This is a genomic window from uncultured Vibrio sp. (genome assembly GCF_947488985.1).
GTDB lineage: Bacteria > Pseudomonadota > Gammaproteobacteria > Enterobacterales > Vibrionaceae > Vibrio.
This window is the reverse complement of sequence record NZ_CANLBV010000102.1, coordinates 1-13,708: the sequence shown is the minus strand read 5'-3', so window position 1 is coordinate 13,708 and position 13,708 is coordinate 1. Positions and strand designations below refer to the sequence as shown.

At 43.7% G+C, this 13,708-nt stretch carries 10 protein-coding genes; 7 read left to right on the top strand and 3 right to left on the bottom strand.

The annotated features are described in order from the left end of the window. Nucleotides 1-425: 425 nt before the first annotated feature. Nucleotides 426-1,376 carry an NAD(P)-dependent oxidoreductase gene (locus tag Q1A70_RS16865; RefSeq protein ID WP_299694222.1) on the bottom strand — a complete coding sequence of 317 codons (951 nt, stop codon included), beginning with the start codon at nucleotides 1,374-1,376 and terminating at the stop codon, nucleotides 426-428. 479 nt (nucleotides 1,377-1,855) lie between these two features. On the opposite strand from Q1A70_RS16865, the gene Q1A70_RS16860 reads away from it, so the two are divergent. The 6 genes from Q1A70_RS16860 (at nucleotide 1,856) to Q1A70_RS16835 (ending at nucleotide 7,602) form a co-directional block, all read left to right on the top strand. Then, complete coding sequence (locus Q1A70_RS16860) at nucleotides 1,856-2,992, top strand: amino acid ABC transporter substrate-binding protein (RefSeq protein ID WP_299694218.1); 1,137 nt, start codon at nucleotides 1,856-1,858, stop codon at nucleotides 2,990-2,992. Nucleotides 2,993-3,135: 143 nt separating this feature from the next. Further along, nucleotides 3,136-4,341 (top strand): amino acid ABC transporter permease, encoded by a 1,206-nt coding sequence (locus Q1A70_RS16855; RefSeq protein WP_299694215.1) that lies wholly within the window; start codon nucleotides 3,136-3,138, stop codon nucleotides 4,339-4,341. A gap of 1 nt (nucleotide 4,342) precedes the next feature. Next, entirely contained in the window at nucleotides 4,343-5,440 is a 1,098-nt protein-coding gene (locus tag Q1A70_RS16850; protein ID WP_299694213.1) for an amino acid ABC transporter permease, read from the top strand. Nucleotides 5,441-5,462: 22 nt separating this feature from the next. Further along, complete coding sequence (locus tag Q1A70_RS16845) at nucleotides 5,463-6,227, top strand: amino acid ABC transporter ATP-binding protein (RefSeq protein WP_299694210.1); 765 nt, start codon at nucleotides 5,463-5,465, stop codon at nucleotides 6,225-6,227. 223 nt (nucleotides 6,228-6,450) lie between these two features. After that, nucleotides 6,451-7,116 (top strand): Bax inhibitor-1/YccA family protein, encoded by a 666-nt coding sequence (locus Q1A70_RS16840; protein ID WP_299694207.1) that lies wholly within the window; start codon nucleotides 6,451-6,453, stop codon nucleotides 7,114-7,116. 156 nt (nucleotides 7,117-7,272) lie between these two features. Continuing rightward, nucleotides 7,273-7,602 (top strand): TusE/DsrC/DsvC family sulfur relay protein, encoded by a 330-nt coding sequence (locus tag Q1A70_RS16835; protein WP_299694204.1) that lies wholly within the window; start codon nucleotides 7,273-7,275, stop codon nucleotides 7,600-7,602. A gap of 61 nt (nucleotides 7,603-7,663) precedes the next feature. Here the strand turns inward: Q1A70_RS16835 and yccX are convergent, their stop codons facing one another. Then, nucleotides 7,664-7,951 carry an acylphosphatase gene (yccX, locus tag Q1A70_RS16830; RefSeq protein WP_299694201.1) on the bottom strand — a complete coding sequence of 96 codons (288 nt, stop codon included), beginning with the start codon at nucleotides 7,949-7,951 and terminating at the stop codon, nucleotides 7,664-7,666. Between the two features lie 167 nt (nucleotides 7,952-8,118). Between yccX and Q1A70_RS16825 the strand changes: the two genes are divergently transcribed. Further along, nucleotides 8,119-9,312, top strand: coding sequence for a class I SAM-dependent methyltransferase (locus Q1A70_RS16825; RefSeq protein ID WP_299694198.1), 1,194 nt, complete (start codon nucleotides 8,119-8,121; stop codon nucleotides 9,310-9,312). Nucleotides 9,313-9,370: 58 nt separating this feature from the next. Here the strand turns inward: Q1A70_RS16825 and Q1A70_RS16820 are convergent. Continuing rightward, nucleotides 9,371-13,708, bottom strand: a 4,338-nt coding sequence (locus Q1A70_RS16820; protein ID WP_299697423.1) for an Ig-like domain-containing protein, incomplete at its 5' end; no start/stop codon positions are given.

The following is a 13,708-nucleotide window of genomic DNA, read 5'->3' as shown; positions in this document are numbered from 1 at the left end:
GCAGGCTCTTTGGCATCTCGAATTAATGATAACTTTCAAGTTCTCAAGCCTGCATCTTCAAGTTGAACGAGTATATATGGTCAAGTGCATGAAGGAACTGGCAAAAGCTGAGCCTGATATCAACGCACTCCTACCTTGGAACTTCAAACACTGACAAGTCGCCCCGTGGGTTCATGGGACGCATACGAATTATCAATTATAGATATACAAAAAAGACCTAAATAAATAGATCTTTTATATGTTTTATATACTATGGGCCACTAGTAATAATTTATCGGAAGTGGCTTTTGTTTAACTGCTTGTTTATCTAGCTGATCTGTTATTTAGCTAACCCGCTATATTAACCACAACGCTTACTGAAACATCTTAACAGCAATGAAACACTACTGTTAGTTGACGCCTCATTAGCTTGTTGACATAGAACGCTAAAGATCTCCGCTTAAGACTTTAGAGGAAGAGAGTTTTAAATCTTTGCCCACTAACAAGTTGAACTCAACGCTCGCGGGTGTAATAAACACACAAACACGTAAGTTGTGCGCTCTGGCTTGTTCAAGCTTTGTAGAAAGCTCACCACTGTTGGCGTACTCTTCCCTTTCCGCATCACGTCGACATAGATCTACGAATTCAAATGGGCAGCCATTCGGCGACAATACCAATTCAGCCTCTTGCATCAAACGAAGTGCTTTAATCGATAGCAACTCCACATCTTGGTCAAACTCTATCCAAGTTACCTGGCCTTGGCTGTCTACAGGCTCAATCAAAGACTGCTGATAGTAAGCTTCGAGTTGCTCACGTTCGGTAACTTGTGCTACCTCACTCGAAGAGAGAAAACGCTCCCAGAACTTACGACGCTCATCAACCGTTGGAAATGACGCTTTAATAGAATTACGTTTTGATGCACCAAAGTCAGCAAGTAAGCCTATATTTTGTGGAAGTACTGTTTCGAGTTTTTCTCTAATATTTCTAACTAAAACAGGAGATGATCCACCACTGGAGATCGCTATTTGGATTCTCCCGCGATTTATCATCGAAGGAGTGATGAAATCACAATAAGGTAGGTCATCAACCACATTGACTAGAATACCGAGTTTTTTTGCATCGTTATAGACTTGATGATTTAGGCTTGGATTGTCAGTGGTGGCCCATACTTGTAAGTAATCGTTCGATATTATTTGTGACGAGTAAAAGTTTTGAACCCAATGCAGTTTACCGTCATCCACTAACGTCTTTAAGTAAGGCTCTACCTTAGGTGAAACTAAAGTGACCACCGCGCCCGCGCGCAATAAGCTATCTACTTTTCGGCAAGCCACCTCCCCACCACCAACCACTAGAATTGGCTTATTCACTACATCCAAAAACATTGGGAAATAACGCATATTCTTCCTTGAGACGACTTCAATAACGATTAAACATGCTACCAAATTTGGAGCACATTAATAACTATCTAACCGCTATAAAAATATTTATTGACCAAATTTCTATCTTTTTCAGGATTAACCCAGCAAATTCAATAGACCAACTCGGAACATTCATCTAACCAATGGGTTGTTTATAAATCTAAATCTTGTTGCACCAACAATGTGAGCTATTGCACTATTTACATTCACTTAACATTTGGTCATTCTAAATGTGGTCGGATTTGTGATTTCACTCAAAATTCTTTTTAAATTATACAGTTGTGAAACGACAAATCCTCTCCTAACCTTATAAACAGTTGTTTAAATCGCCAACAGTTCATTTGCAAAATGCAACTTATTAGATTTGATCAGCAAGGTCATAGAACACTGAATACGAATAGACAAACTCTACCGAGAACGAATCTCGAGTCTCACCTGGTTAACAAGGAAGGATACAAATGACACATAAACTAACACTTCTTGCTTCAGTAGTAATTGCTAGTTCATTTTTAGCTGGCTGTGGAGATACAAATAGTGTTTCTCAGGAAACTGTCGATAAATTAAACCAAGAAATTTCGAGTCTAAAATCTGAGTTAGACGCTGCTAAGTCTAGCACAACTGCGGCCGCACCGGTTTCGGATGGTCAATCAACATTGGATAAAGTCATCGCAAATGACAGCTTAACTTGTGGTGTCAGTACTGGTCTTCCAGGGTTTTCAAACCCTAACTCAAAAGGGGAATGGGAAGGCATTGATGTTGAATATTGTCAAGCTCTTGCAGCTGCGGTACTCGGTGATAAGTCTAAAGTTAAATACGTTCCGCTAACCGCAAAAGAGCGCTTTACCGCACTTCAATCTGGTGAAATTGATGTCCTATCTCGTAACACAACATGGACACTGCATCGTGATACAGCTCTGGGTCTTAACTTCGTAGGCGTTAACTACTACGATGGACAGGGCTTCATGGTTAAGAATGATCTAGGCCTTACCAGTGCTCTAGAGCTTGACGGTGCTTCAGTATGTGTCCAATCAGGTACTACGACTGAACTTAACCTAGCTGATTACTTCCGTAACAATGGCATGTCTTACAAGCCAGTGGTATTTGATACGGCCGCACAAACGTCTAAAGGTTTCGATGCGGGTCGTTGTGATGTGCTAACCACTGACCAATCTGGTCTGTATGCACTTCGCTTGAACTTAGCGGATCCTTCGACTGCACAAGTGCTTCCAGAGATTATCTCAAAAGAGCCTCTAGGACCTGTTGTTCGTCAAGATGATGACAAATGGTTCAACGTGGCTAAGTGGACGCTTTCAACAATGGTTAACGCTGAGGAATACGGTATCTCATCGCAAAATGCTGACGAAATGCTTAACTCAAAAGATCCTAACATCAAGCGTATTCTGGGTGTAGACGGTCCTAAAGGTAAAGGCCTTGGCATACGTGACGACTGGGGTTACCAAGTGATCAAACAGGTTGGTAACTACGGTGAGAGCTTTGAACGTACCGTTGGTACGGGATCTCCACTTAAAATCTCTCGCGGTGTTAATGCATTATGGAATGCGGGTGGCTTTATGTACGCTGCACCAATCCGTTAATAGCACATGACGTGATTACTTGTTCGTCGCTGTTACTAGCACACAATGATGTGATGGTGACAACGCGAAAGTGAATTATTGAGTAACACGATTTAGGGCGGTTTTCCGCCCTAAATGTTAAATGGATTTGAGGTTATTGCAGTATGAAACCTAACAACACTCTTACTCCTTCTCAGGAAAAACCCAAGGCAAAAAGTGCTAACCTATTATACAACCCAACCTTTCGATCTGTTATTTTTCAGGTCATCGCCATTGGAGCACTTGGCGCTTTCTTTTATACCATCGTTAACAACGCCCTGACTAACCTCGACGCTCGAGGTATCGCCACTGGCTTTGGCTTTTTAAGTCAGGAAGCCGGTTTTGGTATCGGTTTAACGCTGGTCGAATATGACGAAACCTTCTCATACGGTCGAACATTCGTTGTCGGCTTATTAAACACTGCCCTAGTTTCAGTGCTCGGTATTATTCTCGCCACATTTCTTGGCTTCAGTATGGGGATCGCGCGCTTATCTTCTAATTGGTTAGTGAGTCGATGTGCCGCGGTTTACATTGAGATTTTCCGAAATATCCCTTTGTTGCTGCAAATCTTCTTTTGGTATTTCGCAGTACTTCAAGCCCTGCCTTCGGCTCGTGAAAGCTTGAGTTTAGGAGAAGCCATCTTCTTAAATGTTCGAGGCTTATATTTCCCGGCTCCCGTTTTAGAGCAAGGAAGCAACATTGTAATTGCCGCCCTGATAGCCGGTATCATCGCTAGCATAATCATCAATATTTGGGCAAGCAATAGACAGAAATTAACAGGCCAACAAGCCCCGATGCTTCGTATCGTTTTGAGCTTGATCGTTGGCTTGCCACTGGTGGTGTATTTTGTTTTAGGAATGCCTATTTCTGCAGAATACCCTGAACTAAAGGGCTTTAATTTTAAAGGCGGTATCAGCATTATCCCAGAGCTTGCAGCACTTGTACTCGCACTGAGTATCTATACTGCCTCTTTCATTGCAGAAATCGTACGTTCGGGCATTAATGCGGTAAGCCATGGCCAGACAGAAGCCGCGATGTCTCTGGGGCTGCCACGCTCTCGCACGCTTAAGCTGGTTATCATTCCTCAAGCGTTGCGTATCATCATTCCGCCACTTACAAGCCAGTACTTAAACCTAACCAAAAACTCTTCGTTAGCCATGGCGATTGGCTACCCTGACTTAGTTTCTGTATTCGCAGGCACAACGCTCAACCAAACGGGCCAAGCCATTGAAATCATTGCAATGACGATGGGCGTTTACCTAACCCTAAGCTTGTTGACCTCCGCGTTAATGAATATCTATAACCGTAAAGTCGCATTGGTGGAGAGATAATATGAGCACACATCAATTTCAACCTGATCTTCCGCCTCCAGCTAACACGGTCGGTATGGTTGGCTGGTTAAGAAAAAACCTCTTTAACGGCCCGATTAATAGCGTCGTAACATTAATTTTAGGTTACATCGCGTTCTCATTGCTTTGGGCAACCTTTGATTGGGCGATCTTGAGCGCAGACTGGATTGGTGCTACTCGCGATGCATGTACGAGTGATGGCGCATGTTGGGTATTCATTAGTGTTCGTTGGGACCAATTCATGTACGGTTTCTATCCAGAAGCTGAACTGTGGCGACCTCGCCTTTTCTACGCAACGCTGGCGATTTTTGTCGCGTTATTAGCCTATGAAAAAACACCTAAGCGTACTTGGATCTGGTTGTTCTTCGTCAACATCTACCCATTTATTATCGCAGGCCTGCTATACGGTGGCGTATTTGGACTTGAAGTGGTCGATACCCATAAATGGGGTGGCTTACTAGTGACGCTTATCATCGCACTCGTTGGTATTGTGGTATCACTACCTATCGGGGTTGCTCTTGCGCTTGGACGTCGTTCAGAAATGCCGATCATTCGCAGCATCTGTACTGTCTACATTGAGATATGGCGTGGCGTTCCACTGATTACCGTACTGTTTATGGCGTCGGTTATGCTACCTCTTTTCCTATCCGCCGGTTCAGAAACTGACAAGCTTATCCGTGCTCTAGTTGGTGTGGTGTTGTTCAGTGCGGCTTATATGGCAGAGGTAATTCGTGGTGGCTTGCAAGCAATCCCAAAAGGTCAATATGAAGCGGCAGATGCTCTAGGTCTGACCTACTGGAAAAAGATGGGGCTGATCATTCTTCCTCAAGCATTAAAGATTACCATTCCATCAATCGTAAACACATTCATTGGCCTATTCAAAGATACCAGCCTTGTACTCATCATCGGTATGTTCGATGTGCTAGGTATTGGTCAAGCCGCAAACACCGACCCAGAATGGTTAGGTTTTGCTACTGAAAGTTATGTATTTGTCGCGTTAGTGTTCTGGGTGTTTTGCTTCGGCATGTCGAGATACTCGATATGGCTAGAAAACAGACTTCACACCGGTCACAAACGATAGTTAACAAGATCAAGGACGTATTATGACGCAGCAGGCAGAAAACAACTCTCAAGGTCTTATGATCGAGTTGAAAGACATGAACAAATGGTACGGCGAATTCCACGTACTAAAGAACATCAATTTAGAAGTAAGAAAAGGCGAGAAAATCGTGATCTGTGGCCCTTCAGGTTCTGGCAAGTCAACGATGATCCGTTGTATAAACCGACTGGAAGAACACCAGAAAGGTCACATCTTTGTTTCAGGAAATGAATTAACGGAAGACCTAAAAAACATTGAAGCCGTACGTAGAGACGTAGGCATGTGTTTCCAGCACTTCAACTTGTTTCCGCACCTTACGGTGTTAGAGAACTGTACTCTAGCCTCAATTTGGGTCAAAAAAATGCCCAAAGAAGAAGCGGAAGCCATTGCGATGAAGTTCCTAGAGCGGGTAAAGATCCCTGAGCAAGCAGATAAATTCCCCGGGCAGCTATCAGGAGGTCAGCAGCAACGCGTGGCAATTGCGCGTTCTTTATGCATGAATCCTCAAGTCATGCTGTTTGATGAACCAACATCAGCACTCGACCCTGAAATGGTTCGAGAAGTCCTCGACGTAATGGTAGAGCTTGCAGAAGAAGGCATGACAATGCTGTGTGTGACACACGAGATGGGTTTTGCTAAAGAAGTCGCAGATCGCGTGATCTTCATGGATGCTGGTGAAATCATTGAAGAGAACAACCCTGTCGACTTCTTTGAAAACCCTCAATCGGACAGGACACAAAACTTCTTAAGCCAAATCTTACATCATTAATATGTTATGATGCATAAACCAAAGAGGCGGCTTAAGTCGTCTCTTTATCATTACAGATGATGACATTGCAAGTCAGCAACACTTTGTTACACCTTTAGAAACACTTAACAGACTATTTTGATTATTATTTTGAGCATAGAAAAGGAATGAAAGACTTGATTTTTCGAACTTTCACCCCCATAAATGTACTAATAACTATTGAAGTCACCTTACGAGGAAGATTATGAACAGCCCTATGTTTTCACGCACAGCATCTCAAGAAAGTGCTTTGCAAACCAATAAAGTGTTGCGTAATACCTACGCATTACTGTCTATGACACTACTTTGGTCTGCTGTTGTAGCAGGCGTATCCATGGCGATGAACCTTCCTCGTCCAGGTCTTATTATCATGCTAGTTGGCTTCTACGGTCTGCTTTTCATGACAGAAAAGAACCGTGACAATAGCATGGGTCTAGTTTTCACATTCCTATTTACAGGTTTCCTAGGCTACACCATCGGTCCAATATTAAACATGTACGTTGGCGCAGGTATGGGTGACGTCATCCTTACGGCATTGGGCGGTACCGCATTAGCATTCATGGGTGCATCTGCGTACGCACTAACGACCAAACGTGATCTGTCATTCCTGAACGGTATGTTGATGGCTGGTTTCGTCGTACTGCTGGTGGGTATGGTGGCAAACATCTTCCTACAAATGCCTCTACTATCATTGGCTATGAGCGGTATGTTCATCCTATTCTCGACGGGTGTTATCTTGCTAACAACGCAAAGCATCATTCGTGGTGGTGAAACCAACTACATCTCTGCAACGATTAACTTGTATGTTTCTATCTACAACATCTTCATCAGCCTATTAAGCATTTTAGGTGTGATGAACAGCAACGACTAATTCGCCTGCTGTTCAAAATATAGCCCAAGAGCATCTCTCTTGGGCTTTTTTGTATCAGCAAGGACAATATATATTGCAAACGCTACAATATCTATTGAGAAAGGTAAACTTGGTCATGTACCCTACTCCCATAGCTCATTTGATTTTGGATTAAACATGTTTGAATATAACGGCAAGCAAATCGAAACCGACGCTCAAGGTTACCTGTTGGACTACACACAATGGGAAGAAGGGATGATCGAAATTCTTGCTCGATACGAAGCGATTGAACTGACAGATGCACACCTAGAAGTGGTACATTTTGTAAGGAGCTTTTACGAAGAGTTCAACACCTCGCCAGCGGTTCGCATGCTGGTAAAAGCAATGGAGAAGGCTCACGGGCCAGAAAAAGGCAACAGTAAGTACCTATTCAAGTTATTCAAGAAAGGCCCAGCGAAGCAAGCAACTAAGCTTGCAGGGTTACCTAAACCGGCCAAGTGCTTATAAGCTGCCTTCGATAATTTAAGGTCTCTATAAGCAAACGCCATAAAATACTGTAGTCAACACGCTACAGTATTTTAAATTCACCTAGGCAAACCGCACGCTTATCTTCCTTTCTAACTGGTTGCCTGACGACAAGATCGACTTTTGCACTTGCAGGCCCGATTTGTAACCAAGCATGCAGCTTCTCTATTTGCTCTCGTTCTCCAACGGCTAACACTTCGACGCGACCATCATTTAGGTTCTTTGCATAGCCCGATAGGCTCAAAGATTGCGCTTGTTTGCTGGTGTGGTAACGAAAACCAACGCACTGAACTACGCCCGACACAGCAAATATAGATTGTGAATTTTCCATTAGTTTACCTCATAGAACATATGATAAGTATAGTTGAGACTCTGCCCATCTAGCGCTGTTATTCATGATACGACGACAAGGTGGCACGACCGGCCTTTCTTATTTGCTTTTCACTGGCACTTCCCTGACAATACCCCTCCTTCAAAATTCAACAAACAGAGTAAATTATGACGCCTTCAATTCATCTAGCCAAAGGCCGTGACAAATCACTACGTCGCAAACACCCATGGGTATTTTCACGCGGTATCGATAAGGTCGAAGGCGAGCCACAAGCCGGTGAAACTGTAGACATATATGCTCAAAATGGTCAATGGCTAGCAAAAGCAGCTTACTCTCCAGCTTCTCAAATTCGAGCTCGTGTTTGGACATTTGAAAAAGAAGAAATCAACAAGGCGTTCTTTGTAAAACGAATTCAAGATGCACAGTCTTTACGTGAAGACATCATCGAACGTGATGGGCTAACTGGTTACCGTCTAACAGCCGCAGAGTCTGATGGTTTGCCTGGCATCACTATCGATAAGTACCAAGACTTTCTAGTTTGCCAACTGCTAAGTGCTGGCGCTGAATATAACAAAAGCGTGTTGGTTGAAGCGTTAATCGAGTGCTTCCCAGACTGTAACATTTACGAGCGCTCTGACGTAGCGGTTCGTAAAAAAGAAGGTCTAAAACAAGTTGTCGGTGTACTGCACGGCGAAGAGCCACCTAAGTCAATCTTGATTGAAGAGAATGGCGTTAAAATCAGTGTGAACATTATGGAAGGCCACAAAACGGGCTTCTACATGGATCAACGTGATAGCCGTAAAGAGTCAATGAAGTACGTTAAAAACAAAGATGTTCTTAACTGTTTCTCGTACACAGGTGGTTTTGGTCTATACGCACTTAAAGGCGACGCGAAGCGTGTTATCAACGCTGATGTATCTCAACTTGCTCTTGATACAGCGAAGTTAAATGCTGAACTGAATAAGTTTGATATCTCTAAAAAACGCGCTGTTTTCTTAAATGCCGACGTCTTCAAACTGCTTCGTGAATACCGTGACCAAGGCACTAAGTTTGACGTAGTGATCATGGATCCACCGAAGTTTGTTTCAAGCAAGAACAACCTAACTTCAGGTGCGAATGGTTATAAAGACGTTAACATGCTTGCGATGCAAATTCTGAAACCCGGTGGTACGCTACTTACCTACTCTTGCTCTGGCTTGATGGGCACCGATTTGTTCCAAAAAATCATCGCTGATGCAGCATTAGACGCAGGCCGCACTGTTAAGTTCGTCGAGCGCTTCGAACAAGCTGCTGATCATCTAACAGACACAGCCTACCCAGAAGGTTTCTACCTAAAAGGGTTTGCGTGTAAAGTGCTTTAGAGTTTTAAGCTAAACGCATAAAAAAAAGGGCCTTTCGGCCCTTTTTGTGATTGCTGAATTAAGCGTTTGGTAAATTTGTCATGAGTGAATTAACCAAATTCGTCAATTCATCACCAGAATAGACACCAGAACCATCAGCATCTAACCCTGTAAGGTTACTTGCTTGGCCCTGCAAAATAATAGTTTGAGAGCCTTGGTCATTAGTTACAGTCAACTCTACATCTTGTTTATCATCACTGATTTTCGCTGATAAGTGACTAAGAACATCGTTCATTGTCTCGTCATCATGAAGAAGCTCTGACAAATCAATTCGATCACTGCCCACTTCAAAATCTGTAATCACATCTTGATGATGATTCAAAGGCTCATCGACCCATTTAAATATATCGTCACCAGAATCGCCAGTCAAAATATCATCACCCAAGCCACCAATAAGGGTATCGTTACCCGATCCACCTCGAAGAACATCGTTACCTTCCCCACCATCGAGAATATCATGACCAGAACCGCCGAAGATAAGATCGACACCCTCTTCACCATATACCGTGTCGTTGCCACCGCCACTTTGAACGATATCTACACCAGTATTAGAATAACCATCCATTTTATGATGGTCATCTTCATCCCCGTAAGTCATATCATCAGCAACATCATTGGTACTGCCATCAATATCTGCATTGATAAATTGGTTTATTACCGCGTTTTGGTTAGCTATGTCTATATTCTGATCCATGCCGGGAACAATACTATCTCCCATATAAATAGTATCAGAACCTGCACCTAGACTGACACTATCACTGCCAACGCCCACATCGATAGACACACCGTTAAGCTCATCGTATCCTAATGGGACATTAGACTCAGATTCCCAAGTATGAGCGGATGACTGATCCCAAACTAAAGTATTGTCGGTCGCTTTGACATGGTCGATACCGCTAGATAGCCCACCGTTCACTGAGGTTGCATTAACCGTAACTGTGCCTTGAGTTAAGCTATCTTGCATATCAGAGTCAATTGCAGAATACTTGAATTCATCTTCAATATTAATAACACCAGAAGTATCAAGATCAACACCTGAAACATTAAACCCAGCGCCTCTGCCAGCATTAGTGATATTGATAGCAGCTAATCGTACTTCATCAAATGTCACTGAGTCAGAACTTACTTCGACACTAGCGGTATGAGCACTCTTGTTATAGTTTTTCAACGATAATTCAATCTCACCACTAACCAACTCTCCGTTATCAAACAAATAACCTACTATCTTCGCGTGACCATTGTTAAACAAACCTTGCACACTTGATAAGTAAATTTCAGCGGATGAAATGTTACCATTGTCTGAGGCAACAGAAATATATTCGCCTATTTCCGTTTCTTGTCCTGACCCATTGTCATGGCTTGTATGAACAAAGACACCAAGTTGGTTTGGGTTATGATCATATTTTATCGTTGCGTCGCCGTCAGTAAACTTCTCATTGTCAATAAGCACATTGACATCAAACTTCCCTCCGGAAATGACTAAGCCATCGAGTTCTAACTCCCCAAGACCTGAACCATCTAGCCCATTATCATCAGCGAAGTCGTCCCCTGTGAAGTTACTGACAAGCTTGCTTTCATCAGTATCGTCAGCAACATAAATGATATTCGCACTATCTAAAACTACGCTACCCACTTCAAGAGGCTCACCAGGTTGACCGTTCGCGTCAAGTTCATAAAGGTTGCCGTGTTCTGGAAGTTCTTCGATTCGAACTGATGTCACTTCATTATCAGACGATGAATCATCGTCTTCTTCGTCTATTGCGTGAGTTGAAAAGTTAACCTGCACAACATTCGTATCAGATGAAATCATAAAGTCATTTGCAACAGGTGGCTCATTTTCAGTCACAGTCACCGTTATCGAAGTCGTCGCAGGTTCCGACTGATTCACACCATCAGAAACAGTAACCTCAACTTCACGCACAGTTTCATCCGGCGTATCGCTGTTATTGACAAATCGAATCGACTTCAAGAAAACTTCAAATTCATCTGCAGACACCTTTCCTGAAGAATGTGTGATCACAAGTGCGATTAAAGCACCATTGACCGTTTTCGTGACTTTAAAACTATTCGCCTCAACCCATGTTAAATCATCGCCAACTTTTGCATTGGTCAAAGATACCTTCATTTCCTCAATCGCGTCTTTATCATCAAAGATATCAGCATTGATATCGGCAATGGCGGCGTCACTACCTTCTACATAATCGGAGTTAAAGTCGATACCGTCTAAACTGCCATTAAGATCAACTATTGGTGCTTCGTTAACAGGATTTACTGTCAAGTTGAACGTGCTGTTTACTGGTGTGCTGCCATCTTCGTTGCCGTCTTCAACGTTCAGATCGAACGACGCCGATTTGGTTTCGCTACCGTCATGCTTGAACCTCACGTCACCCGCAGCCAACTGCGCCACCGTGAAGCTGTTCGACGCCACGCCGCCTACTAAGATTGTTCCGTTGCTCGCGTTGCTGACCGTGAAGGTCACGCCTGAATCTGTATCGTCAACGTCCGTATAGCCTAGGTCCGCCGCCGTAATGGTATAGCTGCCTGCTTCATCCACTTCACCCGACAGATCGCCTGTCAGCTCTGGCGCATCATTAACAGGGATAACATTAAGTGTTACTACCGCCTCATCTTCCCCACCATTACCATCAGTGACTCTATAATTGAAGGTTGCTTCACCGTTGTAATCTTTATCTGGCGTAAAAGTGATGGTCTCATTGCTATAGTCAACAGACAGAGTGCCATTGGCCGCTGATGTGATTGAATCAGCAACAATTGACAGTTCATCACCGTCAATGTCGGTATCATTTGCCAACAACTCAGCAAAAGAAATGATGATAGGCTGATCTTCTGAGGTGGCAAGTTCCGATTGATTAATACCTACCACTGTAATGTTATCTAACAGTGCGCCATAGCTGTCTGAAGCGCCAGCGCCTGCAAATGTCAGCTCAGTTGTGTCACCTTGGACTTCAAACTCTGCCGTTATGCGATACCATCCATTTGCGTCAGGTTGTCCGATTTGAACATTAAGCCCGTCAGCACCCGATAGAGTTCCGTCTGCATGAACAGTCACTAGCGTATCACCCACTTTAAACGTCATATCAGAGGATGAATTACCATCCCGGCGAGGGTTGTAATCAAACTCAACGCGCACGCTGTCTTGGCCTGACGTATCAATGCTTGTAGTAATCGCGGTATTTTGGTGCGCATCAAGCTCCGCAAGATAATCGCCATCGGTCGCTTCTGCGATAAGACCATCACGCTGGATTTCTAGACCATTGGTTGCATCCCAATCACCTAATTCGTCGCCAGTTACTACTGTCCAACGACCTGTGTTAGTCATGTGCTCAAATGATTCTGAGAACAGTACGGTTTCACTGCGTGAGTTATAAGTGTCATCAATGGCGTTAGGTCCATCATTCGTACCTGTTACGCTAATGGTTAAAGTAGCGGTATCTGTTCCACCCTGACCATCACTTATTGTATAAGTAAACGTTTCAGACACCTGCTCGCCCACTTTTAAACTATCCGCATTATCAGCAACATAGTTATAGCTTCCATCATCGTTCACGGTCAAAGTACCAAAGCTGCCAACTAAGCCAACACCCACCGTCCCAGTCGTGCTGTTTGCAGCATTTTCAGCGCCAGTACGAATACCGATAACTTCGAGGCTACCGCCATCAATATCACTATCGTTCTTCAATAAACCGTTCAAAGTAGTGACATCTAACGTCGCATCTTCCCCTAAGGCACCCACATCATTACGAGCAATTGGAGCATCATTAGTACCCGTAACCGTAATGGTTAACGTTGCGATATCTGTGCCACCCATACCATCACTAACCGTGTACGTAAACTTATCTGTGACTACCTCTCCAGGATTTAAACTATCTGCATTATTAGCAACATAGCCATAACTGCCATCTTCATTGAGCGTTAGTTCACCATAAATTCCATTCAGTCCTGTACCAACACTACCGTTGGTCGTGCCATCAATCTCACCTTCTGAGCCTGTGCGGATAGCGATTACGCTTAAGGTATCACCATCAATGTCTTGGTCATTGGTTAAAACGCCACTTTCAGCATCGACCGTTAAAGTCGCATCTTCACTGAGTGACTCTACATCGCCAACTGCCACAGGTACATCGTTCACTGCCGTCACATTCACATTCACGGTCGCCGTTTCAACATTGCCCGCCGCCGTCGTCACGGTGTAAGTGAAGCTGTCGCTGCCGTGGTAGTCCTCATTCGGTGTGTAGGTCACGGTGCCATCAGCATTGAAGGTCACGGTGCCGTTCGCACCTTGAGTCACACCCGTCACACTCGCGTTTTCACCGAAGGTGTCATTATCTAGGACGTT